The sequence below is a fragment of the Pseudoalteromonas sp. SG41-1 genome (assembly GCF_014164575.1).
Classification (GTDB): domain Bacteria; phylum Pseudomonadota; class Gammaproteobacteria; order Enterobacterales; family Alteromonadaceae; genus Pseudoalteromonas; species Pseudoalteromonas rhizosphaerae.
The window spans coordinates 36,548-62,720 of the sequence record NZ_JACJFL010000025.1 but is presented as its reverse complement, the minus strand read 5'-3'; the positions used below and the strand labels follow the sequence as shown (position 1 = coordinate 62,720).

25 protein-coding genes are annotated in these 26,173 nt (G+C 41.1%); 6 read left to right on the top strand and 19 right to left on the bottom strand.

The window, feature by feature from the left end; all coding sequences use genetic code 11:
* Nucleotides 1-117: 117 nt before the first annotated feature.
* Nucleotides 118-1,029: a LysR family transcriptional regulator gene (locus H5203_RS14160; RefSeq protein ID WP_182819885.1), complete on the bottom strand. Its 912-nt coding sequence runs from the start codon at nucleotides 1,027-1,029 to the stop codon at nucleotides 118-120.
* A 106-nt stretch (nucleotides 1,030-1,135) separates the two neighbouring features.
* Between H5203_RS14160 and H5203_RS14155 the strand changes: the two genes are divergently transcribed.
* The 4 genes from H5203_RS14155 to H5203_RS14140 all read left to right on the top strand — a co-directional run bounded on the left by H5203_RS14155 (nucleotide 1,136) and on the right by H5203_RS14140 (nucleotide 4,120).
* On the top strand, nucleotides 1,136-1,582 hold the full coding sequence (locus H5203_RS14155; RefSeq protein WP_145238636.1) for a VOC family protein: 447 nt from the start codon (nucleotides 1,136-1,138) through the stop codon (nucleotides 1,580-1,582).
* Nucleotides 1,569-2,162: a glutathione S-transferase family protein gene (locus H5203_RS14150; protein WP_149982656.1), complete on the top strand. Its 594-nt coding sequence runs from the start codon at nucleotides 1,569-1,571 to the stop codon at nucleotides 2,160-2,162. The genes H5203_RS14155 and H5203_RS14150 overlap by 14 nt, the downstream gene beginning before the upstream one ends.
* A 274-nt stretch (nucleotides 2,163-2,436) precedes the next feature.
* Nucleotides 2,437-3,168 (top strand): MauE/DoxX family redox-associated membrane protein, encoded by a 732-nt coding sequence (locus H5203_RS14145; protein ID WP_182819884.1) that lies wholly within the window; start codon nucleotides 2,437-2,439, stop codon nucleotides 3,166-3,168.
* A gap of 115 nt (nucleotides 3,169-3,283) precedes the next feature.
* Nucleotides 3,284-4,120, top strand: a complete 837-nt coding sequence (locus tag H5203_RS14140; RefSeq protein WP_145238627.1) for a mechanosensitive ion channel family protein — start codon at nucleotides 3,284-3,286, stop codon at nucleotides 4,118-4,120.
* Nucleotides 4,121-4,191: 71 nt separating this feature from the next.
* Here the strand turns inward: H5203_RS14140 and H5203_RS14135 are convergent, their stop codons facing one another.
* From H5203_RS14135 to H5203_RS14105, 7 genes are all read right to left on the bottom strand, one after another.
* Entirely contained in the window at nucleotides 4,192-4,440 is a 249-nt protein-coding gene (locus H5203_RS14135) for a hypothetical protein (RefSeq protein WP_182767977.1), read from the bottom strand.
* A 30-nt stretch (nucleotides 4,441-4,470) separates the two neighbouring features.
* Nucleotides 4,471-5,040 (bottom strand): DUF2799 domain-containing protein, encoded by a 570-nt coding sequence (locus H5203_RS14130; RefSeq protein WP_182819883.1) that lies wholly within the window; start codon nucleotides 5,038-5,040, stop codon nucleotides 4,471-4,473.
* An 89-nt stretch (nucleotides 5,041-5,129) separates the two neighbouring features.
* Nucleotides 5,130-5,351 carry a DUF3955 domain-containing protein gene (locus tag H5203_RS14125; RefSeq protein WP_145238621.1) on the bottom strand — a complete coding sequence of 74 codons (222 nt, stop codon included), beginning with the start codon at nucleotides 5,349-5,351 and terminating at the stop codon, nucleotides 5,130-5,132.
* A gap of 11 nt (nucleotides 5,352-5,362) precedes the next feature.
* Nucleotides 5,363-6,265 carry a polysaccharide deacetylase family protein gene (locus H5203_RS14120; RefSeq protein ID WP_310736488.1) on the bottom strand — a complete coding sequence of 301 codons (903 nt, stop codon included), beginning with the start codon at nucleotides 6,263-6,265 and terminating at the stop codon, nucleotides 5,363-5,365.
* Nucleotides 6,266-6,313: 48 nt separating this feature from the next.
* The gene (locus tag H5203_RS14115; RefSeq protein ID WP_145238615.1) at nucleotides 6,314-6,853 is read right to left on the bottom strand and encodes a YbhB/YbcL family Raf kinase inhibitor-like protein; all 540 of its coding nucleotides are present in this window, start codon (nucleotides 6,851-6,853) and stop codon (nucleotides 6,314-6,316) included.
* Between the two features lie 31 nt (nucleotides 6,854-6,884).
* A complete protein-coding gene (locus H5203_RS14110) occupies nucleotides 6,885-7,985 on the bottom strand; it encodes an alkene reductase (protein WP_145238611.1) in 1,101 nt (366 codons plus the stop codon).
* Nucleotides 7,986-8,024: 39 nt separating this feature from the next.
* Nucleotides 8,025-8,429: a lactoylglutathione lyase gene (locus H5203_RS14105; RefSeq protein WP_182819882.1), complete on the bottom strand. Its 405-nt coding sequence runs from the start codon at nucleotides 8,427-8,429 to the stop codon at nucleotides 8,025-8,027.
* A 115-nt stretch (nucleotides 8,430-8,544) separates the two neighbouring features.
* On the opposite strand from H5203_RS14105, the gene H5203_RS14100 reads away from it, so the two are divergent.
* On the top strand, nucleotides 8,545-9,435 hold the full coding sequence (locus H5203_RS14100; protein ID WP_054202525.1) for a LysR family transcriptional regulator: 891 nt from the start codon (nucleotides 8,545-8,547) through the stop codon (nucleotides 9,433-9,435).
* A gap of 86 nt (nucleotides 9,436-9,521) precedes the next feature.
* Here H5203_RS14100 and tldD read toward each other — a convergent pair whose 3' ends face one another.
* The 9 genes from tldD to H5203_RS14055 form a co-directional block, all read right to left on the bottom strand.
* Nucleotides 9,522-10,961, bottom strand: a complete 1,440-nt coding sequence (tldD, locus tag H5203_RS14095; RefSeq protein WP_182757934.1) for a metalloprotease TldD — start codon at nucleotides 10,959-10,961, stop codon at nucleotides 9,522-9,524.
* Nucleotides 10,958-11,767 (bottom strand): carbon-nitrogen hydrolase family protein, encoded by an 810-nt coding sequence (locus H5203_RS14090; RefSeq protein WP_145238760.1) that lies wholly within the window; start codon nucleotides 11,765-11,767, stop codon nucleotides 10,958-10,960. Before H5203_RS14090 ends, tldD begins: the two co-directional genes overlap by 4 nt.
* A 20-nt stretch (nucleotides 11,768-11,787) precedes the next feature.
* Nucleotides 11,788-15,633, bottom strand: a complete 3,846-nt coding sequence (locus H5203_RS14085) for a YhdP family protein (protein ID WP_182819881.1) — start codon at nucleotides 15,631-15,633, stop codon at nucleotides 11,788-11,790.
* The gene (gene rng / locus H5203_RS14080) at nucleotides 15,633-17,105 is read right to left on the bottom strand and encodes a ribonuclease G (RefSeq protein WP_145238597.1); all 1,473 of its coding nucleotides are present in this window, start codon (nucleotides 17,103-17,105) and stop codon (nucleotides 15,633-15,635) included. Before rng ends, H5203_RS14085 begins: the two co-directional genes overlap by 1 nt.
* A gap of 1 nt (nucleotide 17,106) precedes the next feature.
* Nucleotides 17,107-17,676 (bottom strand): nucleoside triphosphate pyrophosphatase, encoded by a 570-nt coding sequence (locus tag H5203_RS14075; protein WP_145238593.1) that lies wholly within the window; start codon nucleotides 17,674-17,676, stop codon nucleotides 17,107-17,109.
* Nucleotides 17,676-18,155 (bottom strand): rod shape-determining protein MreD, encoded by a 480-nt coding sequence (gene mreD / locus H5203_RS14070; protein ID WP_145238590.1) that lies wholly within the window; start codon nucleotides 18,153-18,155, stop codon nucleotides 17,676-17,678. Before mreD ends, H5203_RS14075 begins: the two co-directional genes overlap by 1 nt.
* Nucleotides 18,148-18,990: a rod shape-determining protein MreC gene (gene mreC / locus H5203_RS14065; protein WP_182717725.1), complete on the bottom strand. Its 843-nt coding sequence runs from the start codon at nucleotides 18,988-18,990 to the stop codon at nucleotides 18,148-18,150. Before mreC ends, mreD begins: the two co-directional genes overlap by 8 nt.
* On the bottom strand, nucleotides 18,990-20,033 hold the full coding sequence (locus H5203_RS14060) for a rod shape-determining protein (RefSeq protein ID WP_145238587.1): 1,044 nt from the start codon (nucleotides 20,031-20,033) through the stop codon (nucleotides 18,990-18,992). The genes mreC and H5203_RS14060 overlap by 1 nt, the downstream gene beginning before the upstream one ends.
* A gap of 138 nt (nucleotides 20,034-20,171) precedes the next feature.
* On the bottom strand, nucleotides 20,172-22,190 hold the full coding sequence (locus H5203_RS14055) for a formylglycine-generating enzyme family protein (RefSeq protein WP_145238584.1): 2,019 nt from the start codon (nucleotides 22,188-22,190) through the stop codon (nucleotides 20,172-20,174).
* Nucleotides 22,191-22,470: 280 nt separating this feature from the next.
* Here H5203_RS14055 and H5203_RS14050 point away from each other — a divergent pair, with 280 nt between their 5' ends.
* On the top strand, nucleotides 22,471-23,325 hold the full coding sequence (locus H5203_RS14050) for a 1-aminocyclopropane-1-carboxylate deaminase/D-cysteine desulfhydrase (protein ID WP_182757987.1): 855 nt from the start codon (nucleotides 22,471-22,473) through the stop codon (nucleotides 23,323-23,325).
* Here the strand turns inward: H5203_RS14050 and H5203_RS23140 are convergent.
* Together H5203_RS23140 and ssb are read right to left on the bottom strand one after the other, a co-directional pair.
* Nucleotides 23,322-25,136: an EAL domain-containing protein gene (locus H5203_RS23140; RefSeq protein WP_182819880.1), complete on the bottom strand. Its 1,815-nt coding sequence runs from the start codon at nucleotides 25,134-25,136 to the stop codon at nucleotides 23,322-23,324. The two genes, H5203_RS14050 and H5203_RS23140, sit on opposite strands and share 4 nt — an antisense overlap.
* Before the next feature lie 302 nt (nucleotides 25,137-25,438).
* The gene (gene ssb, locus H5203_RS14040; protein WP_182735083.1) at nucleotides 25,439-26,164 is read right to left on the bottom strand and encodes a single-stranded DNA-binding protein; all 726 of its coding nucleotides are present in this window, start codon (nucleotides 26,162-26,164) and stop codon (nucleotides 25,439-25,441) included.
* Nucleotides 26,165-26,173 lie beyond the last annotated feature (9 nt).

Genomic DNA, 26,173 nt, shown 5'->3' with positions numbered 1-26,173 from the left:
TAAAGGCTAAAGGCTAAAGGCTAAAGGCTAAAGGCTAAAGGCTAAAAAGATAAAACCTTGCAGTTAACGCTGCAAGGTTTTTTCGTTTTGGCTGGTGACTTTACTTACTATCAATACCTACAAAGCTAATTCATCAATTTTGCTTTTTAATCTTGGTGATGCGAAATCTAAAAAGCTTTTCATTTTTTGTGGCATATATTTTCGAGATTTATGCAGTAAATGCACAGGAACTTTCGCGGGTTCAAATTCAGCTAATATGACCTCAAGCGCGCCTTGCTCAAGTGCATCTTTAACTTGGTAATGTAGCTGCTGGGTTACCCCTACTGAATTTATAGCAGCAGTAACAGCTGATTTACTATCCGTAATCGTTAATCGCGATGATATATTTACATTAAAAGCAATTGTAGAATCCGGAACAAGGTAACTCCAAGGTGGGGTTGTCATCGCCGTATTTAGTGATATACACGGGTAGTGAGTTAAATCAGCCGGTGTTTTTAACGTTTTATGGGCAGCTAAAATCGATGGGCTTGCACAGGTTACCACCCGAATTTCTCCTACTTGAGTGGCTATCATTGAGCTATTTGGTAGCGCACCAATTCTAACAGCCATATCAACATCATTATCAAACAGATTAATATTTCCATCCGACAAAATTAACTGCACATTTATGCTGGAATATAAGGACAAAAACTCAGTAACAATTGGCAATACATATAATCTTCCAAACATCACTGGTGCGGTGATGACCAACTCCCCTTTAGGCTCTGAATATTCACCTTTTACCCCTTGTTCGGCCTCTTCAACTTGCTCGATAATTGCTTTACAAGCACGAATATAATTTGCCCCAAAGTCCGTTAACGATAACTTTCTCGTTGTTCTATGTAATAGACGCACACCGAGCTGGTTCTCAAGTTCCGATATTTTTCGGCTCAGGGTTGGCAAAGGAACATTTAGCTCTTTACTTGCCGCAGAAAAACTACCAACTTCCACAACCTTAATTAACATAGATATTGCTTGTAACTTGTCCATTGATTATCTCATTTATTGAAAATATCCTTATCAAATTTACCGTATTATCTTTTAAATAACAAAATGTCATAGTGTCGCTATCAAATAAAGATAGGAAACATACTCTATGAACACTTTATCTCCTGTAAACCCTCAAGCAGCTCTTGCCTATGATCATGTTGGTATTCGAGTCAGCAATAGACAAAAATCAGTCCACTTTTATGAACGCCTTGGATTCAAAGAAACCTATCGCATTGCAGAAGGCGAAGCGAATGAGATGATTACAGCGGGCGGTGTTCGCATTAATCTTATTTTTAATGGTGCAAAAATAACAGGGCAAAAGAACACACTCCTTGATGAGCCGATAAAAAAACCAGGGATCACGCATCCTGCATTCATTATTAATAACATTAATGAATTTCAAGTTTGGTTATCTAAAGAAGGGCTCACAATCACTGAGGGACCAAAAAAACTCGGCCCGAGAAGAATCGCTTTATTTATCCGTGATCCTGATGGGAACGTTCTTGAGTTCAATCAATTATTATCAGAGGAGACAAAAAATGAAATTATATGATTTAGAGTTATCAGGCAACTGTTACAAAGTAAGGTTATTTGCCTCACTGATCCATACACCATTAAATATTATTCCTGTTAACTTTATGCAAGGCGAGCATAAGCAAAGTAAATTAATGAAATTAAACCCTTGGGGAGAAATCCCAATACTTGAAGATGGCAATATAGTGTTAAGAGATGGGCAAGCGATATTAGTTTATCTTGCCAATAAATATGGCGGTGAAGCATGGTGGCCTAGTGAAGCGCATTTACAAGCAGACGTTATGCAATGGTTGTCTGTCGCGGCTAATGAAATACAACATGGACCGAATAAAGCTCGGTTAATTAAAAAGTTTGCGGCCGAGTATGATCATACTCAATGTGTGCTGCAATCAAATAAAATACTTACATTAATCGATTCTCACCTTATGAATAACCATTGGTTAGCAGCGAATCGCCCGACTATCGCCGAGTGTGCAATTTATCCTTATATATCCATCGCCCATGAAGGAGATGTTGAGGTAGATAAATACCCGCATATTAAAGCGTGGATGAAGAGAATTGAGCAGCTACCTGGTTATATCCCTATGCCTGGTAACTAACATTGCCGCGTTTTATGCAGGCCTAAACAGTCGCTACATTAAGGTCGCCACGAAACCTTGCAGCTCTGTTGCAAGGTTTTTACACCCATGATTATTTAGCATGGCATGATCCAGTTATGGATGTTGTTTTAAGCATGACCAAGTAATTATTATTAGCTGGCACAAACCTTGTATTCACTTAATAACACTGAATAACAAGCACATTTTGTTTATGTTTACTGCGTAATTCGGTAATGATTACGTAGTCGGCTTTACATTTTTACAAGGAGGCACTGTGTCTAAGTCAGCAATTTTATATCGCATGGTAACCGATGAGCATATTTGCCCGTTCGGGTTAAAATCAAAAGATTTGTTAGCGCGTAATGGCTACGATGTTGATGATCGCCACCTTACTAGCCGCAAACAAACCGATGACTTCAAACAACAGCATGATGTAAAAACCACCCCACAAACCTTTATTGATGATAAACGTATAGGTGGGTACGATGATTTGCGCGATTTTTTCAATCTGACCAAAGCGGGTCAACAAGGCACAACTTACACGCCAGTGTTAGCTATTTTTGCAGTCACACTATTACTCAGCCGCGGGTTTAGCTATGCCAATGGCGACGCTTTATTGTCTATGCAAAACTTAATGCTGTTTATTGCACTGTCGATGGCGGTGTTAGCAATTCAAAAGCTACAAGATTTATATAGCTTTTCAAACTCATTTATTACCTATGACTTACTTGCCATGCGCGTTGTGCCTTATGCTTATGTTTATCCTTTTATTGAAGCCTATGTTGCCATCGGGATGGTGGCCAAACTTCCGGCCTTAGCGGTGGCGCCGTTCTCGTTATTTATTGGTGGTATTGGTGCGGTATCAGTATTTAAAGCTGTATATATAGATAAACGTGAACTCAAGTGCGCGTGCGTCGGTGGCAACAGCAATGTACCGCTAGGTTTTATCTCATTAACCGAGAATCTATTTATGATAACAGCGGGTCTTTGGATGCTAGTTAGTTGATAAAACATATAACGGTTTTGCCCCTTTATTACTGTTCTACCGTGGTTAAATCTGCAAAATTTAGTTAGTATGGTCGCGTGTTATTTTTTATTAACGCTCCATCAATTAGGAATTTATGAACAAAGATTTACTGCTCCATCCGGTACTTATTTCACTAGCAATGATCACTATTGCGTTTACTCTTAAGGCGCTGGTTGACAGATTTGCGCGCCATAAAGCAGAAAAAAAAGAAAAAGATATTCGCTATATTTCGCACAATATTAAGCACTCTATTAACCTAGCAACGGTGCTATTACTGCTATTTGTATGGTCTACTGAAATCCAGAACTTTGCGCTGTCGATCGCGGCATTTGCAGTGGCTATTGTATTTGCGACCAGAGAGTTTATTCAATGTATAATTGGCTTTTTCTATTTAGTCACTACCCGTCCGTTTCGGGTTGGCGACTGGGTGCAGGTTGGTGAATATTATGGTGAAATAGCAGAAACTGATTGGATCAAAACCACCATGCATGAAATTGACATGCACACCTATCAGTTTTCTCGCAAAACTATTTATATTCCGAATAATAAACTGATCACTAACCCGATTAAAAACTTAAACTTTGTAAAACGTTTTACCACTCATCACTTTAGTATTGTGCGTAAAGAAAGTTTTAATCCGTATCCAATTTACGAAACTCTAACCACGAAAGCGAAGCAATATTGTGAAGAGTTTCAAGATGTGGCTGGTCGTTATAATTCGATTATCGAAAGAAAATTAGATGCAAAAATTTCTGGCCCTGAGCCTGAAATACACTTTAGCACCACCGAATTAGGCGAGTTTAAAGCCAGCTTCACTTTATTCTGTCCCACTGACAAGGCGCTGGGAATAGAGCATAAGCTAACTGCCTTTTTTATGGAGCTTTGGTACAGTGAAGCTGCAAAACAACAAAGCAGTAACTCTCACATATAATAAGAATATGCCACTATATGGACATAGTTTAACTCACTTGATTAAAACTGAAGTGAGTTAAGCTTTTAACGCTAGCCTCCCGATCTAATATCTCGCTCAAACTCAGTTTCAGTTTTTACTGGCTGACAAGTTGATTGAACCGTGCTCTTATTACTTTCATCTTCGTCAGAACTAAAGATTGTATAGTTATAGTCTGTCTCAACTTCACCACCTAAGCACTCATGCTCAGCAAACACCTCATTGCTATATCCGTCTGGCATTTCCTGTGACGCACACCCACTGAGGAGCAGAAGTGTTATTAAAATTGACATTACTTTCATATTAATCACCGTAAAAGAATACGTTATAAATTATAGTTCATACTCAAAATTCCATGAAGGAAACTTGTTGAGTAATGGCAGAAGTGCTTTTTCTTTTCTTAAATCACGACGCTCTCTCTCCAACTGTTCTCTTTCTCGGCGTAACTCTTTATTTTGACTACTTGACGGTTTATCTCTCGCTAATTCATTACTAATAGATTGCAACCGCCAATTAATATTATTAAGTCGATCATCTATCTCGGCTTTCCTTGCTTCAAATTGATAACGCTCGTTACCCTCTTGCCATGCTTTTCTAAACTGTGTGTCATTACAAACCCCGTTATACGCATCGCCTCGTAAACCTAGGGTAAAGCCATTTTCAGGTTCACAATACACAGCAAGGCCTTGCTGGTAACTTGCCTGATACTCATTTAACTGCGCGGTAATACCAAATTCACGACAAGTGGCTATGATTTCTTCGCCTCGCTCATATGTATAGCCTTGTTGGCCATGGCTATAACCTAACTGCTGCCAATTAGCTTCTGCGCACTCTTGTTGAGATAAAGAAGTACACCCTGATAACAATATCAAAAGCAACAAACATAAAAAACGATGAGACATTTCACTTCCTAAAGTATCAGGGGTTATTCAAGTACCTACTTTGTAGCACTTTTTAAATAAAGTGAACAATATAAGTGTAACTAGATGTTTTACCTTTTAATTATCACTTTCCTTCCTTGTAACTTCATGATTAAAAATACAATTACAGAAAGTACAAAAAAAAGCCAAGATAATGGTATTAAGAAAAACGCTTCCACTAACATGCCATTCTCATCAATGTAACCACCTTGTAAATAGAAACTAATAGCGCACAATAGACTCAAAAACAAACAACCAACCACATATTTATAACGTTTAATAAATGACCACATATCAGGCTCCTCTATTTAAATGTACGTGCTGGATTAGTAGGCACATTATTTTGCTTCATTATCCAACGGGCTATGTTATCTTTTCGCATGAACTTAACACCAGTATGCTGTTTTGCATACTGGATAAAATCATCAAGCGCTTTTACTCGTGCAGGCGTTCCTGCAATACGGTCATGAGCACTAATCGACATCATTCGTCTTCTGTGTTTTCCTTCAGCGTATAACACGTCAAACTCATCTTTTAACTCTTGTAAGTAGGCTTGGGCCGTCATTGCAGTGCTTCCTGAATAGCGCACAATGTCGTTATTACGAAAAGTATAAGGTACAACCACAAAAGGCTTATTATTTACTGGTGTAAAAGAAGGCTCATCACGCGATAGATCATCAATATGATAAATAAACCCCAGCTCTTGCAAAAGCGTAAGTGTATTTTTTGAGTGTCTCATCCAAAATGCATTAAAGCCAACCGGCCGCATGCCTGTCACTTTTTCGATAATATCTGCACTTTTAATATATGAAGCGCGCTCTTGTTCAACACTCATAGAATATTGTGGTGTCCATGTTTGGCCGTGACCCGATGCTTCATGCCCTCGTGAAACCACTTCTTTAGCAAGTGCTGGATTTAATTCCACAGCCCTACCCACCATATGAGAAGTAACTTTAATATTATGTTTATCCCATAGATCAAGTAATCGTGGGATCCCTTCATTCATCCCATACTGATACCAAGTAGGCGAAATCGTATCGTGATAACCCTGCTCTATTTGAGGAAACGGCCCTGCATCAGAGCTATCTTGTGCTGTTGCTTCAAATTGCATTGAAATAGAAATCACTAATTGTGCATCATCAGGCCAATAACCTGATTTATCAGATAATGGGGCCGCATTTAACAACTTACTGCTGCACAGTGCCATTAAAAGAGTGAGTAAAGGTAAAGCCTTCATTTTTATCTCCTTAACTAATTAACGCGGTCCTGCCGTTACTGTGATCTCGGCTGTTTGCAAAGAATGCTGGTGTAAGAAAAACCCTGTAAGTGCACTTGTTGCCCCTTGTGGAACAGCTAATTTTTCTACATCCAATGCATACACTTTATAGGTGTAGCTATGCTTGCGCCCTTCTGGTGGACATGGCCCAAGGTATCCGGGCTTCCCCATATCTGTATTACCTTCAATGGCTCCTTTGGGCAAAGTCGTTGAAGATAGTGAGTTACTAGTAAGAGGAATATCATGTACTACCCAGTGCCAAAAACCACTGCCAGTTGGTGCGTCATTGTCATACACTGTCACGGCAAAGCTTTTGGCTTTCTTAGGCGCATTTTGCCATTTAAGTTGTGGCCTAACATTACTCCCCTGACAACCAAAGCTATTCCAATATTGCTCACTCTTTATTGCCTGCCCTGACTGTAAATCAGGGCTCGATAAACTAAATTCAGCCGCAAAACTGGCACTACTAAACAGCCCGCTGATCAGTAAAGTAACTACTGAGTTTGAAAAATTAACCATTTTTAGCCCTTATATTTTCAGTTAAAAAAAGTTACTTTTGATACGCTGGGTAATCGGTATAACCTTTGGCTGTACCGCCAAACAATGTACTCCCATCGGTAATGGTGTTTAGTGGCAGTTGCTCTTGAATACGATACGGTAAGTCTGGGTTGGCAATAAAACGACGACCGAATGCAATGTAATCGGCAAGACCTTGTTCAATAAGCTGCGCACCTGAATGCTCGGTATAATTACCGGCAACAATAATCGCGCCACTAAAATACTGACGAAGTGCGGCTCTAAACTCTGGTGTTACACTGGGTGCATCGTCCCAGTCCGCTTCGGCAAGATGAATATACGCAATACCAATTTGCTCAAATTGCTTTGCTGCTAATAAAATAGTGTCAATTGCTTCACTATCACCCATACCACGCTGAGTGATAAAAGGCGCTAATCTAATACCCACTTTATGAGCTCCAATGGCATTACTAATTGCGCCAATAATTTCACAGGCAAAACGAATACGGTTTTCTTGGCTACCGCCATATTCATCTGTGCGTTTATTCGCTGAACGTCTTAAAAACTGATCAATTAAATACCCGTTACCTCCATGTATTTCAACGCCATCGAAACCAGCCTCAATCGCGTTAATTGCCGCTTGCTTATAATCATTTACTATTTCTTTAATTTCTTTAACACTTAGTGCTCGAGGGGTTGGGCAGTCAAGCATCCGTCCTTCTCCATCATCGCCTACCACCCAAACTTGTGCATCTGGAGCAAGTGCAGATGGGGCAACTGGCGTTCCATCATGATGAAATGAAGAGTGCGACATTCTACCAACGTGCCAAAGTTGTAAAAATATTTTACCGCCTTCTTTGTGCACAGCTTGTGTTACTTGCTTCCAACCTTCGATTTGTTCTTGCGTGTAAATACCTGGCGTAAATGAGTAACCTTTGCCCTGAGCAGAAATTTGTGTTGCTTCAGAAATAATCAGCCCTGCAGTAGCACGCTGGGCATAATAAGTGGCCATCAGTTCAGTAGGAATATCGCCCGGTTGCGCAGTTCGCGAACGGGTCATAGGTGCCATCACAATTCTATTTTGCGTGACCATGCCACCGAGTGTTTTAGCTTCAAATAAGGATTCTATAGACATAACTAACTCTCTTATAAATAATGTTTATCTGGATTTAATTTAAATTTCATCACTACTAAATAGCATTTCGACCTTTATCTCTTCTGGTCCAGATATAAATACTTGCTGCTCTAATAGCTCTGGCACGGTTCGCTCAAAGTAGCTTATACCTGTTTGCGCTAAGCGACTTTTCAATCCTTGATAACCTATGCTACGAATCGCAATGTGATCTACCACTCCTCGGCCTTGGGTTTTGCTGTTTAATGCTGATAAGTAACCCTGTTGCGCTTTATTACCCGTGGCATTAACCAAATGAATCAAAGCAACATTATCACTGCCGTATAACCATGCCCCCTCGAAAGGGAAAGGCGGACGATACCCTTCAACTAGCCCAACTGAATTTATAAAGAACTGTCGCATCGCCTGGTAATCACAACTAGAAATTAATACATGATCTAAACGCATAAACTTTCTCTGTTGATAATGAGTACAACCAGTTTAACTATTTACTTAAATTTGATAATTGAGTTAATATCAAAAACACTATTCATTAATACTGAATTATAAAGAATGAGGAACGATGGCTAAGATTGATGATATGCAGCTTTTTGTTCATGTGGTGCGCTCTGGCGGGCTTGCTGCAGCTGGGCGAAAAATTGGTTTATCGCCTGCGAGTATGACGGCACGTATCAACCAGCTTGAAAATCACTATCAAACCCGACTCTTAATACGTAATACTCGAAGTATTAAATTAACCGAGGCTGGAGAGCACTTTTTTCAAGGCTGTTTAAGAGTGATTGCTGAAATTGATGCCGCAGAGCAAAGTATTCAGCTTAGTAAAAACACTCTTTCGGGTAGTCTCAAAGTAACCGCCCCCTCTGACTTTGGTAAACAGTTTGTTGCCCCTGCAATAGCTAAATTTGTAGCACTGAATCCACAAGTAAAACCACACCTACATTTAACCGATGGCTTAGTTAATCTAGTTGAAGAAGGCATTGATATTGCTATTCGCTTTGGAAACTTACCCGATAGTAATTTGATTAGCCGAATGATCAAAGCCAATAAACGTGTGTTATGTGCTTCAGCTGAATATTTAAAAATACATGGCCAACCTTTACAACCAAGCGATTTATTAAATCATCGCTGCTTAGTAATGGAGAGACTTGGTCAATCGATGCATGATTGGCATTTTAAAGACGAGGTAATTCGCGTACCTGTAGCTATGAGTAGCAGTGATGGTGCAGTGATCAGACAGTGGGCAATTAACGGTGCAGGTATTGCTCTAAAATCAATGGTAGATATTAATGATGATCTGACTAAGGGTAATTTAGTGACGCTACTTGATGACTATATTCTCGGTTTTAGTAATAAAGATAAACAGCAAGTTGGCTTACAGTTTCTTTACCCATCAAGGCAATTTCAGCCACGACAAGTTGCCGCATTTATGGATTTTTTTCAGCAGCAAATTTAACCTCAAAACAATAAGCAGCCGACAAAATAAAACCTTGAGAGTTTGCACTTTCAAGGTTTTATTTATAGCGTTTGGCAGTTATAAAGTTAAGCAGTACCACCTACCGTTAACTGATCAATTTTCAGGCTTGGCTGGCCAACGCCTACTGGTACACTTTGGCCGTCTTTACCACATACTCCTACGCCTTTATCAAGCGCTAAATCATTACCTACCATAGAGATTTGTTGCATAACCTCAGGGCCATTACCAATTAATGTTGCCCCTTTAATTGGCTGAGTAATTTTACCATTTTCAATTAAGTAAGCTTCTGAGGCACTAAACACAAACTTACCTGAGGTGATATCCACTTGGCCGCCACCAAAGTTTGGGGCGAAGATACCTTTTTTAACTGTGCTAATAATATCGGCTTGGCTGTGCTCGCCGCCTAACATATAAGTATTGGTCATACGCGGCATAGGTAAATGCGCGTATGACTCACGGCGCGCATTACCAGTTGGGTTAACGCCCATCAAACGCGCATTCATTTTATCTTGCATGTAGCCTTTTAAAATACCGTTTTCGATAAGTACGTTGTACGCTGCAGGCGTACCTTCGTCATCCACATTAAGTGAACCACGGCGATCGGCAATGGTGCCGTCATCAACTACAGTACACAGCTCTGATGCGACTTTTTGGCCCACTTTACCGCTAAATGCCGAGGCTCCTTTACGGTTAAAGTCGCCTTCTAGGCCATGACCTACGGCTTCATGCAGTAAGACTCCTGGCCAACCTGCGCCAAGTACCACTTCCATCGTGCCCGCTGGAGCGTCAATAGCTTCAAGGTTTACTTTTGCTTGGCGTACGGCTTCTTCTGCGTATTCCATCCAACGGGGTTTACCATCCACCAGTTCTTTAAAGTAACCATAATCTAAACGTGCGCCACCACCTGCGCCACCGCGTTCACGGCGGCCGTCTTTTTCAAGTAATACCGAGCAATTTAAACGGATCAATGGGCGGATATCGGTGGCAAATGTACCATCGCTGGCCGCAATCAATACTTCTTCATACACCGCAGACATAGAGCTAATAACTTGCTCTGCGTCAGGAGCAAGCTCACGAATATAATTTTCAAGCTCACGTAATAAATTTACTTTGTCGGTATCACTCATGCTTTGAATCGGCTGCAGTGGTGCAAACTGCTGTTTTGCTGCTACATCACTAAATACCTGAATGGCTTTACTTTCACCTGCTTCGGCAATACTGCGCGCAGCGGTTGCGGCTTTGTTAAGTGCTTCTAAATTAATTGCATCAGAGTACGAAAAACCGGTTTTTTCGCCACTAACTGCGCGTACGCCGACGCCGCGTTCAACGTTGTACGAGCCTTCTTTTACTAAGCCATCTTCAAGCACCCATGATTCATGGTGGCTAGATTGAAAGTAAAGATCCGCGTAATCAACTTTATGCTGATGAATAAAACCAAGCGTTTTTTCGAGTTCTTCTCGATTTAGCTGGCTGTCGTGTAATAAATGCTGTTCAACCGTGTTCATAATAAATGCTCTCTAAATCGTTGGTGAGATTGCACTGGCATATCTCGACGAATGGCGTGTAAGCGGTTTAGATCTGGCTGACAACCAATAAACCCAATGCCATTTGCAAGCTCGCTGAGGACGTCGCCCCAAGGAGAAATAATAATACTGTGGCCGTATGTCGCGCGACCATTTTCGTGTTGCCCTACTTGCGCAGCAGCAATCACATAACTTTGCGTCTCTATCGCTCTGGCCGTTAATAACGGTTGCCAATGAGCTGCACCTGTTATGGTAGTAAATGCGCTAGGCACTAAAATAACCTCTGCCCCGGCTCGTTGCAAAGCACTAAATAAGCCACTAAAGCGTAGATCATAACATACTGTAAGACCTATTTTACCAAACGGTGAATCGACCACCACAATGTCACTGCCCGCTTCGGTGAAGTTAGACTCGCGATACGCACCAGTCCCATCAGCAACATCAACGTCAAATAAATGCATTTTATTGTACTGGGCCAGCACTTCACCTTGCTCATTAAACAGCAAAGACGCTGCAAAGTATTTGTCATGCTCTGTGGCAATAGGCACAGTACCTGCTGCTAGCCAAATATCATGTTGGCGACATAACTCACTTAATTGTTGTTGATAAACATCACTTTGCTTTGCTACAACAAGTGTTTCATGACCGCTATTAGCAAACACTAAGAAGCTTTCAGGTAAACACACCAGTAACGGCCGAGTTGCAGGAAGCGTGGTTAACTGTTGCCTAAGTTGATTCATGTTGTCATCAGCACACAGCCCGGAGCACATTTGTAGAGCGACTATCATAGCTTGCATCGTTTAAGGCCTTATTGGGTGACTGTAACAGCGGCATCTTTGAGTATTAACTCACTGGAGGCGGCGGCTTGAGGTTGGTTTTGTGCAGCTTGCGGAAGAGTCACTTCACGACTTTTACGATCTACTTCTTTCACTACAGGATCAGTCATGCTGCCAGTCACTTTAAAATTAATCTCAGAAATAACGCGCGCAGAGTGGAGTACTTTATCTATCGCCAATGCTGCAAGCCCAGTTACCGGATTGACCATCCACGCGACAATCACCGGAATACTTGAGGTCACTTGTGGTGCAACCGCTAAATCGTAATCAATTTCCATGGTATTGAGGTTAGTATGGCCTTTAACCGTCAGATCGGCAGGTACTCCATCCATTTTCGTATCTTGCGTGTAAGCGATGCCTTTATCTACCTGCATGGTACCTTGCAGACTGTTATAAAAAAAACCTTTCGAAAATACATCTCTAAAATCGAGTTTTAACTTACGCACTAATGAATCCAGGCTCAGCAACGAAAATACCCTTGCGCCGCCATCGCTTACCTCAGCTAAATGCCCTTCGCCTAAACGCCAATCTAAATTACCGTTGAGGCTGGCAATATCAAATAAATAAGGCGCATCTTGCCACGCAAGCGTAAATTTAATATCTGCGGGTGAATCTTTAACTGTGGTGGTTATATCAAATTCATCAAATAGTTCACCAATGTCATCACTTTGCATATTACCGCTAAATTGACTTATGCCATCTTGCCAATGCCCTTTAGCACGTAACACATGCTCGCCTTTATCAACCACCAGCTCAGATATGGTGAGCTTATGACCATCGCCATAAAGCGATGCGCTGACTTTATCTAATTGATAGCTTGCCACTTTACAATCAGCACACTCAAATTCAATGGCCGGTATGTCACTCAACCAAGTGTAATCTTGAGATGTTTCAGATGGCTGTAATTCGTCTGTTGTTGGGGTAAAGTTAACACGTAAATAATCACTGGCAATATGAATCGGCCGACTTGATTTATCTAGCGGAATAAGTACTTGCGAGCGTAATTCTTTGGCGTTTAGCCGTAAGCTCATGTCACTTGGGGTCGGCGCTAAACGCATTTCAAAATCATTAAATGCAATATCACCAATGGTTAATTGCTGAATGTTACCCACCACTTCTTTTAATGGCGGTAGTACGCTCTGCTCAGCTGATTCTATTTGACTGATGGTGATGATCTGCTGGATCAAGCCAAGCCAAGGTAATAGATCTGTTTGCTCTAAATCAATTGCAACACTTAAGTCTTGCTGGTTTAAACCCAGATCATGCTCGCCTAAAATAAACTGTGCATTGGTTAGTTTGCCAACGTTATTCGCTAAGATGCCATTAAAATATAAGTTGTTATTAATATTAGCGGTGATCAAATTAGAAATATTATCACCTTGAATAACAGCCGTTAGCGGCCATACTTGATCGGCACTTTTAGTGTATGGTGCGGGCAGCTCACTACTGAGCCCTTCGAGTTGTGAGCTGACATTAGCGCGATAATCAAAGCCGTCCGTTAAAAAGTTTAGAGCAAGATTAATAGCCACTTCACTTTCACCATGCAAGTAACCTTTTAGTAAGTCTTGACCATGAGAAATTAACGTATCAGCATTTAACTGTACTTTTATATCAACGTCAGCACGATAGTTTGGGCCAATATTTTTACCATTAAAGTTAACTTTCAGCGGCATTCCTAACCAACTTGCGTTAGCATTTTCTAAAGTGATCTGATCATCATTAAAATAGAGCTGACCTGTAACACCTTCAAGCTGAAGCCCAGGTTGTGCTAAATACACTGGCAGATCTTTTAAATTAACCATGCCTTTAGCTGTTACATCTAACTCATTTAAATCAACAAGTAGCTCAATATCAGCGCTGGCAGCGCCGTTACCTTGGATCACCTCAAATACATTTGCTAGTGGCTCAGCAATTGGCGTTGCTTTAAAAAACGGCAGTAATGTTTCCATCTCAGCACGTTTATTAATTTTTACGCTCAGTAAATCTGCGTTCATTAGATCTGCAATACTGACATGCACGGCATCATCGATCGCTAAGTTAACAAGCCGCCCATGCTCAGAGTAAATATCCATACGCTGATTTTCAAAATGTAATTTTGCACTCGCTTGAGTTACTGCAGGCCAATCAGGGGCAAATTGATAATTGGCGTTATCTACCTGCGCTAATACTTCAAACTGTCCTGAATTATCGGCAAACGGAAAGCCCGTTAACGGCCCAGAAAACAGCACTTGTGTTTGCGTAAGTTCACCACCTTTAATAGCCCCAGTTAAGTAATCAACTAAATTTTTAGTCATCACAGGGCGTGGGAAATAATGGCTGGCAACACTGGCATCTGGTGCAAATGCTTCTGCATATAAATCAAGCCGAGGCTGTTCGTCTAAGCTAAGCTTCATTTCGGCTGCAACAGTGACCTCATCATTATCAAGCCACATATTATCACTGCTGATCTGCCAACCTTGCTCACTATTGGCTAAATCAATTTGCATATTCAGTTGGTTATATTTGATTGGCTGGCTAAAAGTATCAGCGGTAAGTAACTCGCTATTTTCGCCAAACAGATTAATACGACCACTATCTTGATTTAACAAACCATCGACAAGTAAGCCCTGCACACCGGGCACACCTTGCTCTGCAAGCCAGCCCAATTGCTGGGCTTCAAACCATAATTGCCATTGCTGTGTTGATGTAAATTGCACATAAGCGCGCTTAACTTGACCACTGGGTTGACGACTTAACAGCGGCTCTAATTCAGCAAAATCACTTAACTGGGCTAACCTTGTAACCAAATCAAAATCGAGTTCTTGCAACCAAATTTGTTGTTGCTTGTTATCCAGCTGTGCTTCAAATTGAAAGTCAGGCCAATGCTGTTGATCGTTTGAGAGCCGCACCCCTGAACTTTTTAACCGCCAACCTTGCTGCCAAGGGTAAAGGCTAAAACCCCCTTCACTTAAACTAAATTGATGACTTTTTGTATCTTGCTGCCAATTAATAAAGCTTGGCAACCATTTAACTGTGACATCTTTGATCAGGCCTTTTTCAATACTCAACCATGATTCTAAGTTAATGTCAGAATTGAGCTGCTCTTTACTAGCATTAATATACTGAGCCAGCCATTTCGACACATCAACATTATTTGCTTGCACATAAATATCACCCAGCATGGTTTCTAGCGTCGATCCGGTTAATGCCAAGCGAGCATCAAATGTACCCACTGAAATCCCGGGCAATGCTAAAGTACCACTAGCTAAGTGTTGTTCGTATTGATTTTGCCAAACGATGTCTTCAAGCATCACCCGACGCTCTTTGCCATCTGCCAAGATAAAATTAAGACTACTATTTTCAACCGCAAAATGACCGGTTTTACCTAAGAATAAGCCTTCAATCAGCTCTTTTTGTTCAAACGATACCTCACTGCTGTTTGACTGCAACATAGTCGGCATATCAACATCAGCATGGAAACCGTTGATCACAAAGTAGTTAGATTTTAACTGTCGTGTTTTGATGGTTTCCCAGACGTTTAATTCAAGGCTAGCTTTAGCGATAGTCAGTGCGATGGGTGAGCTTTTATTATCTTCAAAGGTGATATCTTCCAAGACAATAGAAGGGCCTTGGCCATGCCAGCTGGCAGAAATAGCCCCAATTGATAAATTAACCGCAAACTTATCATATAGATAACTTTCAAGGTCACCTTTATAGTCATTGGCATACGGCAGGGTATATTTTAAAACCGAAACAACAACGGCAAGCAGTACCAGCGTTATGGCGAACACTTGCCATAACTTACGGATACAAAAAAAACAGACCGTCTTTGCTTTCATTACATCATAACCACATCAAACTGCTCTTGACTGTAGAGGCTTTCGGTTTGAATGCTCACTTGCTTACCAATAAATAACTCTAGTTCTGCAAGATTATGATACTCGTCATTAAGTAATGCCTCACTTACCGCGGGAGCTGCATAAACCATAAATTTATCAGCCGCGTAAGCACGGTTTACTCGAACAATTTCACGCAGTATTTCATAGCATACGGTTTCAACGGTTTTTTGTGAACCGCGCCCAGAGCAGGCCGGACATACATCACATAAAATATGCTCAAGACTTTCTCGAGTACGTTTGCGGGTCATTTCCACTAAGCCTAATGCCGATAAACCATTAATATTTGATTTAACGCGATCTTTACCCAGTGCAGACTCAAGTGAATGCAATACCCTGCGCTTATGCTCTTCGCTAACCATGTCAATAAAGTCAATAATGATAATACCGCCCAAGTTACGCAACCTAAGCTGACGGGCAATCGCAGAAGTAGCTTCTACGTTGGTGTTAAAAATAGTTTCTTCGAGATTTCGATGGCCAACAAAGGCACCGGTATTAACATCGACCGTGGTCATCGCTTCGGTTTGGTCGATAATTAAATAGCCACCTGACTTTAACGTCACTTTACGATGTAAGGCTTTTTGTATTTCACTTTCAACATCAAACAAATCAAAAATTGGTCGCTCGCCTGGGTAATACTCTAAAGCATCGGAAAGGATTGGTACAAACTCTGCGGTAAAGGTTTTTAGCTCTTCATAGGTTAGCTTTGAGTCAACCCGAATACGTTCCATGTCTTCCCCTACGTAATCTCGTAGAGTTCGAAATGCTAAGGTTAAATCTTCATGCAAAATACTTTCTTTGCTGGTTTTCTTACGTTTAGTGACGATTTTTTTCCATAGTTTTTTTAAAAACTCGGCATCGTGACGCAACTCAGCTTCGCTGGCACCTTCAGCTGCAGTACGAACTATAAAGCTGCCGTCTTCATCGCCATACTCACCTACAATGCTTTTCAATCGCGCGCGTTCTTCTTCGGTTTCTATACGCTGACTCACACCAACATGGGTGGCATCTGGCATAAACACTAAATAACGAGAAGGGATGGTGATGTCAGTTGTTAAACGTGCGCCTTTAGTACCCAGTGGATCTTTTACCACTTGCACCATAATGTATTGACCTTGGCGCACTAACTCGCGAATATCTTGTACTTTTTTGATTGGTTGCTCGTCAACACCTTCAACAATAGAGGCGCTATTTACAATATCAGACGCGTGTAAAAAAGCCGCTTTATCTAAACCAATATCAACAAACGCAGCTTGCATACCCGGTAACACTCGGCTTATTTTACCTAAATAAATATTACCGACGATACCTAAATTGCCAATACGCTCTAGTTGAATTTCTTGTAATACACCGTTTTCAATCAGGGCAACACGGCTTTCACTCGGGGTGACGTTGATCAGTAATTCTATACTCATGTTACCTACTTAGGAATTCGCTTAATAATTTTTCGCATTCATATAAAGGTAAGCCTACTACCGCAAAATAGCTACCGGAAATATTAGTAACAAAGCGCCCACCGAGTCCTTGTATACCATAGCCACCGGCTTTGTCTTGTGGTTCACCAGTTTGCCAATATGCTGCTAATTCTTGTTCTGAGAGTGTTTTAAAACTCACTTGCGTGGTTACTACACAACTCATGACCTTGTGTTCAGTAGCAAATGCAATTGCCGTTAACACTTGATGACTGCGCCCAGATAAACGTTTTAGGGTTGCCATAAAGTCAGTTTTATCACGGGGTTTACCTAGTGACTGATTATCTATGACCACTACGGTATCACTGCCGAGTACGGGGCGATCTGTATACCCCATAGCAACACCGGTTTGAGCTTTTAGACGCGCTAAACGCTCAACAAGTTCAAGGGGAGTTTCGTCTGCTAGCTGGCTTTCATCAGCATCAACACTAAATTGTGAAAATTCGATACCAAGTTGAGTTAGTAATTCTTTGCGCCGAGGAGAAGCTGACGCTAAATAAATGGCAGTTTGCATTACCTGATCCTGAAATGACGGCGATATTTACGTAGCAATAAGAAAATCCAAGGCCAACTTAACATGCCAGTCACGACCGGCCATAAATACTGCGGGTTGAAATAAACGTCCATTAAAAAGTGATTAAGCCAAAATTGCATTAAGTGATATAGGGTTAAAAATAAGCCCACGAGTATCGCTTGCTGCCAAATTGAAAAATTACGAATTTTTTGAAAGTTACTTGCGGTTACAAAAATACAAATTGAGTAAGTGAGTGAATTAATTCCCAGCGGTGACCCTGTGGCTAAATCAATCAGCAAGCCAACTACCCAAGCCGTACCAATATTTAATCGATGTGGAACAGCTAAAGACCAGTACATTAATACTAATAACACCCAGTCAGGGCGAAAGGGTTCAAACGAAAAAGGCAATGGCATCAAAGCCATGATCAACGCAAAGAAAATACTCACGGTGATCAATAAGAAGTAACGACTATTCATTGCTGATAGTTTCCTGCTGATTACGCCATAAGATCACTAATAAGCGAATACGATCTAACTGAGCTATCGGCTCGGCGTATACTTGAGCAAACGGGCGGCCCTCATCGCGATTAATTTCAGTTACCACAGCAACCGGGTAGCCCTCAGGAAAAGTGCCTCCAAGTCCTGATGTCACTAGCACATCACCAATCCGTACATCTAAACTATGGGGTACATGGGAGAGTTTAACTAAATTAATTTTACCAATCCCTTCAACCACGGTACGCACATCATTACGTAAAATACGTACTGGTGTGGCATGGGTTGTGTCGGTCATCAGTAACACCCGAGACGTCGTTGAGCCTACTTTGGTAAGTTGTCCGACGACCCCCATCTCATCAATCACCGCTTGGCCTTCACTGATGCCATCTATCGTGCCACGATTGATCACCACTTGATGGCTATAAGGATTTGAATGAACAGAGAGAACTTGAGCAATAATTTTACGATTTGACTGCTTAGCAGAAGAACCAAGTAACGCGCGTAGCTTTTGATTTTCTTTGTTTAAGAATTGATATTGCTGAAGCTGTTCGCTTTGCAGTAATTGTTTTTTCTTGAGGGCTTCGTTTTCAGTTAATAATTGATCGCGCGTGTGTAAGCTTTTAGCCCCGAGGCTAAATACTTCATAAGGTAAATTGGCTAAATACAATAACGGACTAACTAAGGTGTTTAAACTAGTGCGTACTGTGGTGCCACCTTGCGTATAACGATCGCCTACGATCAACACGATACTCAAAAGCACTGCGACAAAAAGTCGCAGCTGCAAAGAAATGGCACGCCCGAACATTAACTTCATTAGTCGTAACTAAATACATCACCACCATGCATATCAATCATCTCAAGTGCCTTACCGCCGCCACGCGCAACGCACGTTAATGGATCATCAGCAACCACAACAGGAATGCCGGTCTCTTCCATTAATAAACGGTCTAAATCTTTAAGTAATGCACCACCACCTGTTAATACCATGCCTTTGGCTGATATATCTGACGCCAGCTCTGGTGGCGATTGCTCAAGGGCAACCATTACCGCACTAACAATCCCCATTAATGGCTCTTGCAAGGCTTCTAATATTTCATGTGAATTAAGCGTAAATGAACGCGGAACACCTTCGGCAAGGTTACGGCCACGTACTTCAATCTCAATTGGCTCATCTGTTTTAAACGCAGAACCAATTTGATGTTTAATGTTTTCAGCCGTTGCTTCACCAATTAAACTACCAAAATTACGACGTACATAGTTGATAATTGCTTCATCAAACTTATCCCCACCAATACGAACAGATGATGAGTACACCACGCCGTTTAGTGAAATAATTGCAACTTCAGTGGTACCACCGCCGATATCTACAACCATTGAACCTGTTGCTTCTGATACCGGTAAACCTGCACCGATTGCCGCAGCCATTGGCTCTTCAATTAAATAAACTTCACGCGCACCTGCGCCCATAGCCGACTCACGAATTGCGCGTTTTTCTACTTGCGTAGCACCGCATGGTACGCAAATAAGCACACGCGGACTTGGACGTAAAAAGTTATTGTTATGCACTTGTTTAATAAAGTGTTGTAACATTTTTTCAGTTACATAAAAATCAGCAATTACACCGTCTTTCATTGGCCGAATGGCTTTGATATTACCAGGCGTTCGACCAAGCATTTGCTTTGCTTCAGTCCCTACTGAGGCTACACTTTTAGGTCCACCAGCGCGTTCTTGACGGATCGCAACTACTGATGGTTCATTAAGGACAATGCCTTCGTCTTTAACATAAATAAGGGTGTTGGCTGTACCCAAGTCGATCGATAGATCGTTTGAAAAAATACCACGGAGCTTTTTAAACATGAGGCTGGATGACCTTTGAAAAATATTCTTATATTAGCTTATGCAACTTTACCATGCTGAATCAGTTCGGCAATAAAAGTGCAGCTACCTTTGTTAATTGGGTAAAAAAGGAAGCTATGCTTCCTTTTTAAATTAATTTTATCGTTCGCGTACTAGACGAAAACCAATATAGTTTGCACGAAAATCTGGCGCTAAAATCAAACGAGTTGAAGCACGAGCTAAGCTAGGCGCGAAATTCCACGCACCACCACGGACAGTAACATCCGCTTGTTCAGCTGACTTATGAGTCCATTCCCATACATTTCCTACTGTGTCGTAGAGACCAAACGCATTAGGTGCAAACGAGCCTGTTGGCGATGCACTTTTATTTGACCACTCACTACCACACCAACCACAATTGGCTAAATTTTTACCTATCTCATTCCCCCACGGGTATTCAGTTTTAGTACCAGCGCGTGCTGCATACTCCCACTCAACCTCATTAGGTAAACGATATTGTTGACCTGTTTGACCAGACAACCAATCAGCGTATGCTTTCGCATCGTTGTAGGTTAAGCACACTGCTGGAAAATCACTGCCTTGCTCAAAACCTGGATTACGCCAATTTAAATTTGCTTCCCAGACCGGTTCGCCATTTAAATAATAAGCACAGCCACGATTACGCTCAGCTTCAGTTTTATAGTTAGTGTTGCTGACGAACTTTTGATAAGCACCGACTGTCACTTCTTTATTTTGCATCGCAAATGAGTTTGCAATGGTTTTTTCAACAACTGGACGCTCATTTGCAAGTCCATTGCCATTGATATCACCCATTTCAAACTTACCTGCGGGAATAACTACCACGTCAGCGGCAGCATTGCCTATAGCTGCACTAGTTACTGATGTCGTATTACGTTGCTCGCTGGTGTATGTCGGTGCAGCAATCGACTCAGGCTTTTTTACCAACTTAGCATGAATCGTCTGCGGCTTTCGTAAATCAACACGCACGCGATAAGGTTTATAACCCTGCTTGCGAACTTCAACATCATGAATACCACTTGGTAAAGTCGTTGCTAAACGTGTTGAACCAAAACTTACGCCATCAATAAACACTTCGTCGTCGTATACGTTTGAACGCAGTGTAAATTCAATCATTTTATTACTATCAACGACTTGTGTATTAACCGTTGGCATTGGTTTGACTGAATAATCACGTATTGGTTGTTCACTCAAGCGTGACACCGAAACGTTGGCATTATCCTGACCATCACTGAATGTTAACTGACTATCAGTAAAAGTAGTGTCATACCGAGTTTGATAGGTTGCCGTTAGCGGCGTGCCGTACTCTGAACAATAGCGATTATCAACACTCAATAAATTACATAAGCGGCTGCTATTCACATCACCGCGCATAGTGACGCTTAAGTTAACGTTATAATTGCCTTGACCGCTAAAAGCACTATTAACTACATGGCTACTTAAAACCTGTACTTGTGCACCAGCCATATTACGTTTGGGTTCAACTAGGCGCTCTTCAGTTAAGTTAGCAAAAATTTGGTCTACAAAACGCTTGGTTGCTTTTTGTAAGCCCATTTGCTGGCCTCGTTGCTCACAGGCTGCCAATGTTTCTGTTCGTTTACAGTTGATAGTGTGATTAACTTCTAGCGTCCCTTCGCGGGTAAACTCATTGCGTAAGCGCTCAACTCGGGCTGTTGTTAATTGTTCTTTTAAGCTTTCGAGTGTATTTAACTGAGTATGTTTTGCTACGCGAATTTGTTCAATGTCTTTGCGGTGGGATGCAATTGCCGCCAACTGCATCGCGATATCGTCTTTATTTTGCTTATGATCAACCACAGCTTGCTGATATCGCGCCTGTGCAGCACTTATATCAATAGTGGGATCATCAATTAAACGACGATACATTTCATTCATGGCATCAAGTGCTTGATTTTTTTCTTTGTCCAGCTCAGTCGAACGAGTGCGTAATAAATCAAGTTGACTTTGTAACTGACTTTCTTCTTTTAAATGTTTTTCAAGTATCTGTGTAGCGTTATCGTATTCAGCTTGTTTAATACTGATCTCAGATTCAATTCCAGTAACTGTGGCTGTATCTTGTGCAAATGCACTCGATGCAAACAAACTAGCTGAAATTAACAGAGATAAAGGAGCAATTCGCATATATTCCATTCCCAAAAAGCGGCAATTATTTGGTCATTATTTATTTTTTATAATTAAACTCTTATGCTATGTACTTGCAAGGCAAAACACAAGCTTTGTTCAAAAATTATCTGAGTTTACAACTATTACCGTACTTCATGCCAGTAAATTACCATCACATAGTATGAAAATAGCCCCTTTTCTTGTTCATGGCTAATTTGTTAAACTTATGGCCCATTTATTTTAAGTTGCAACTGTGAATTTAATCCCTGAGTCTCCACTGCAAAAAATCACTTGTTCGATGCTGAGTGAACAAAGAATATCTTTATCGATAAAACGTGACGATCTTCTGCATCCGTTAATAAGCGGCAATAAATGGCGAAAATTAAAATATAACTTAACTGCAATGAAAACAGAGGGTAAAACAGAATTAGTTACTTTTGGCGGTGCTTTTTCAAATCATATTCATGCCTGTGCTGCTGCAGGAAAGCAATTCAACTTAAAAACCCACGGCATTATTCGCGGCCCTGAACTTGATCGACACAACCCCACCTTACAGTTTGCTAAGCAATGCGGTATGCAGCTTCACCCTGTAACACGTATAGAATACCGAGAGCGAAATACTCCAGATTACCTAGCTCAGTTACAAGCATATTTCCCCAATGCATATATATTACCGGAAGGTGGCACTAATAAAGCCGCCTTGCTAGGTTGTAGAGAACTCGCTCAATCATTACCTCACACTGATTATGTTTTATGCCCAACCGGTAGTGGCGGCACATTAGCAGGACTGATTGAAGGCTGCGATAAGACCACTCAGGTTTTAGGGGTTGCGGTATTAAAGCAAGCAGATTATCTAGTGGATGAAATCAAATCTCTTAGTGCAATTGCTACGCAGCAGCAAAACTGGCAATTACTCACCGCGTTTCATGATGGTGGCTATGGTAAATTTAGCCCTAAACTTTGGCAGTTTTGCCAAATGATGCAAACCCAACATAAATTACCACTTGAGCCTATTTATTCAGGAAAAATGATGTATGCATTATGGCAATTAATCGCACAAGGCTACTTTCCAGCAGGTAGCAGGATCGTTGCGATTCATACCGGCGGTCTGCAAGGCTTAGATGGACTGCGTTACCGCCAGTTAATAGATTAATTAACCATTACATTAGTAAACTCTTGCAAAGGCTCCGTAAAATAAAATCCTTGCGCGCCAATGACGCCCTGTTTTTTAAGCATATTGAGCTCTTGCTGCGTCTCAACACCAACACCGTATACGGGTAAGTTCACTCGCTCTGCACTGGCTACAATTTGGCGCACCACTTTTTGCTGCGTTACATTTTTATCAATGTCGTGGATTAAATCATAGCTAAGCTTGAGTCCTTTGATCCCTTTGTAAGGCGCTAATAAAGCGATTTTATCGTGCGATGAAACATTATCAATTGATACTGAGCTCCCCACTGATTTAATTGTACTAAAAGCAAAATTCAATCGCTGTTGATGTTGATAAAAATCCACCTCCGATATCTCAAACTGTAGCTTATCAGCGCCTTTTACATTTTTCATCCTCTGCCCAAACCAGCGCCAATAGTCATTAGAAAACCAATTAAATGCGTGTAAGTTAATACTCACAGTTAACGCACTTGTTTCACTTTCTAATAACTTAACAACTTGATCCAATACTGTTTTATCCAATAAAACAATCGCTGAATCATTTTTTAGTTGAGGAATAAATTGCTTAGCAGAAAGCATCCCTAAAGACTTATGACGAACCCGGATCAAAGCTTCATGCTGTAAAATATCACCACTGGCGAACTCAAATAGCGGCTGAAAAAACAACATAAATTTCTTTTTGCTAATGTAATCAGCTAAGTTCTCATCGCTATTTGCCAGCACCGTTGAACGCGTATGGTTAAACGGTACCCGATGAGTATGCTGCCATGGACTTTGTTTTGCTAATGCGAGTGCTGATTTAGTTAACTGATAAACCACAGTTTGATCGGCACCATCGCGGTAATTACATACGCCTATTTTAATTTCTTTACGAGACAAATCACCGCGATAAAGCAAAGAAGCCTGATAAATAATTTGATGCAAGCGCTTAGTGTAAGCATCGATATCAGGTTGAGGTATATTCTCCAAGGTAATTGCCAGACCTCCTGAAGATAACAACTTAACTGATACCCGAGATAACTCTTTAAAACCTTTGATTACAATAAGTTTAAAGTGGCTTTCTAAATCAACGTTATCTGGAAATGGCCGTGTCCAATAAAGTAAAGCAAAAAGGTGGTTATGATTATTTTGGATACCGTACATTGCGGTAATTGCAACATCGTCTGCGGAACTTAATTTACGCTTGGCTGTAAGTACTTTTGTACTATTAATTGCAATATCATTTAGTGCTAATTTAACCACATCTTTAGGCGCTTGTTGGCTGCTTGATACTTTACTACCAGTTAATAATGCAATTGAATCTACGCCATCGCGCTGTTTAAATAGCAGACGCCACCAGCGATAACTCCAAATAGCAGCGCCAATCATCACTAGATTTAATAAAATAAATAGCGGACTTTCTACAACCCAAAAAGGCAAATGATAAAGCTTTAAACTAACTGTTTTATAGTTAAAGATATCACTATCTTGGGTCATAAAAGCAGAAAAGTGAAACGACTCATGGGCTGATTCAAGCATAAAACCATGACTTTGAGCAAGTGCGGCAATGATCTCTTTATCTGCAATTGGCTTTAGTTTGAGGCTATAGACTTGCTTAGCTAATTGACTCCCAGTGATGTGTACTTTTTGATGCAATATCTCCCCTAACAAGAGATTAAATACTGTTAGTAAAAGCATAAAAGCAATCACATAAATACTTAGCATCCGTACTTGTGCATTTTTAAATTGAGTCACCATGGCTGTTACGCTATTTGTATGAATAGCTAAAGTGTTGTTCAAGATCTTTATAAACACAAGGCTACAGCATGATTAAAGATGGTTTTAAATGCTATAAATATAGTAACAAAGCCAAAACTGACGCTTTTTTAGAGACCTAGGACAGTACACGTTCTAAATAAAAATAACTCTCACTCCATAGCATTTGATAGCTGTTAACTAAAAAACTCCAACATAAAAGAAAAATAGCGGTCAGCTCCCTCTATTCACCAGCTCTTACTATTTTGTAATATTCAGACTACAGCACACTATAAAAACAAAAAAGCCGCTTAAAAGCGGCTTTTCAGTGTTTTTTTAAACATTTTTATTTTTGTCTTTGGTTAGAACGGGATATCGTCATCAAAATCGATAGGTGGTTCCATTGGATTTGATGCGCCGCCTTGCGGAGCACTTTGTGGCTTAGGTGCAAAACCACCTTGCGCTTGTCCACCACCTTGTGGAGCATAGCCGCCACCTTGGTATTGATTACTTTGCTGTGGTGCTGCCGCTGGTTGCTGACGAGCTGCTGGCGCTTGTTGTGGCGCTGGTGCATACCCACCGCTTTGCTGTGGTGCACTTTGCTGCTGAGCATACCCACCACCTTGTTGTGGTGCGCTTTGCTGCGGTGCGCTCTGTTGTTGGCCGTAACCACCTTGAGATTGACCACCGTGGCTTTGCTGTTGGCCACCTTGGTAACCGCCACTTTGTTGGTCGCCACCACGGGCACCTAACATTTGCATTTGACCAGTGAAACCATCCACTACGATTTCAGTGGTGAACTTCTCTTGGCCTTGTTGGTCAGTCCATTTACGGGTTTGAAGTTTGCCTTCAACGTAAATTTGTGAACCTTTACGGCAATATTCACCAACAATTTCAGCTAACTTGCCAAAAAACACAACACGGTGCCATTCTGTTTTATCAACCATTTGACCGGTGTTTTTGTCTTTATAGCTATCTGACGTAGCTAGAGTAATATTCGCTACACCATTGCCGTTAGGCATATAACGTACTTCTGGATCTTGACCTAAATTACCAACCAAGATTACTTTGTTCACACCGCGTGCCATGGACCTTTC

Bases quoted from the DNA above. Each gene is read 5' to 3' on its own strand.
- H5203_RS14160 (WP_182819885.1), bottom strand. From the start codon at position 1,029: ATGGACAAGTTACAAGCAATATCTATGTTAATTAAGGTTGTGGAAGTT.
- H5203_RS14155 (WP_145238636.1), top strand. From the start codon at position 1,136: ATGAACACTTTATCTCCTGTAAACCCTCAAGCAGCTCTTGCCTATGAT.
- H5203_RS14150 (WP_149982656.1), top strand. From the start codon at position 1,569: ATGAAATTATATGATTTAGAGTTATCAGGCAACTGTTACAAAGTAAGG.
- H5203_RS14140 (WP_145238627.1), top strand. From the start codon at position 3,284: ATGAACAAAGATTTACTGCTCCATCCGGTACTTATTTCACTAGCAATG.
- H5203_RS14135 (WP_182767977.1), bottom strand. From the start codon at position 4,440: ATGAAAGTAATGTCAATTTTAATAACACTTCTGCTCCTCAGTGGGTGT.
- H5203_RS14130 (WP_182819883.1), bottom strand. From the start codon at position 5,040: ATGTCTCATCGTTTTTTATGTTTGTTGCTTTTGATATTGTTATCAGGG.
- H5203_RS14125 (WP_145238621.1), bottom strand. From the start codon at position 5,351: ATGTGGTCATTTATTAAACGTTATAAATATGTGGTTGGTTGTTTGTTT.
- H5203_RS14120 (WP_310736488.1), bottom strand. From the start codon at position 6,265: ATGGCACTGTGCAGCAGTAAGTTGTTAAATGCGGCCCCATTATCTGAT.
- H5203_RS14115 (WP_145238615.1), bottom strand. From the start codon at position 6,853: ATGGTTAATTTTTCAAACTCAGTAGTTACTTTACTGATCAGCGGGCTG.
- H5203_RS14110 (WP_145238611.1), bottom strand. From the start codon at position 7,985: ATGTCTATAGAATCCTTATTTGAAGCTAAAACACTCGGTGGCATGGTC.
- H5203_RS14105 (WP_182819882.1), bottom strand. From the start codon at position 8,429: ATGCGTTTAGATCATGTATTAATTTCTAGTTGTGATTACCAGGCGATG.
- H5203_RS14100 (WP_054202525.1), top strand. From the start codon at position 8,545: ATGGCTAAGATTGATGATATGCAGCTTTTTGTTCATGTGGTGCGCTCT.
- tldD (WP_182757934.1), bottom strand. From the start codon at position 10,961: ATGAACACGGTTGAACAGCATTTATTACACGACAGCCAGCTAAATCGA.
- H5203_RS14090 (WP_145238760.1), bottom strand. From the start codon at position 11,767: ATGATAGTCGCTCTACAAATGTGCTCCGGGCTGTGTGCTGATGACAAC.
- H5203_RS14085 (WP_182819881.1), bottom strand. From the start codon at position 15,633: ATGAAAGCAAAGACGGTCTGTTTTTTTTGTATCCGTAAGTTATGGCAA.
- rng (WP_145238597.1), bottom strand. From the start codon at position 17,105: ATGAGTATAGAATTACTGATCAACGTCACCCCGAGTGAAAGCCGTGTT.
- H5203_RS14075 (WP_145238593.1), bottom strand. From the start codon at position 17,676: ATGCAAACTGCCATTTATTTAGCGTCAGCTTCTCCTCGGCGCAAAGAA.
- mreD (WP_145238590.1), bottom strand. From the start codon at position 18,155: ATGAATAGTCGTTACTTCTTATTGATCACCGTGAGTATTTTCTTTGCG.
- mreC (WP_182717725.1), bottom strand. From the start codon at position 18,990: ATGAAGTTAATGTTCGGGCGTGCCATTTCTTTGCAGCTGCGACTTTTT.
- H5203_RS14060 (WP_145238587.1), bottom strand. From the start codon at position 20,033: ATGTTTAAAAAGCTCCGTGGTATTTTTTCAAACGATCTATCGATCGAC.
- H5203_RS14055 (WP_145238584.1), bottom strand. From the start codon at position 22,190: ATGCGAATTGCTCCTTTATCTCTGTTAATTTCAGCTAGTTTGTTTGCA.
- H5203_RS14050 (WP_182757987.1), top strand. From the start codon at position 22,471: ATGCTGAGTGAACAAAGAATATCTTTATCGATAAAACGTGACGATCTT.
- ssb (WP_182735083.1), bottom strand. From the start codon at position 26,164: ATGGCACGCGGTGTGAACAAAGTAATCTTGGTTGGTAATTTAGGTCAA.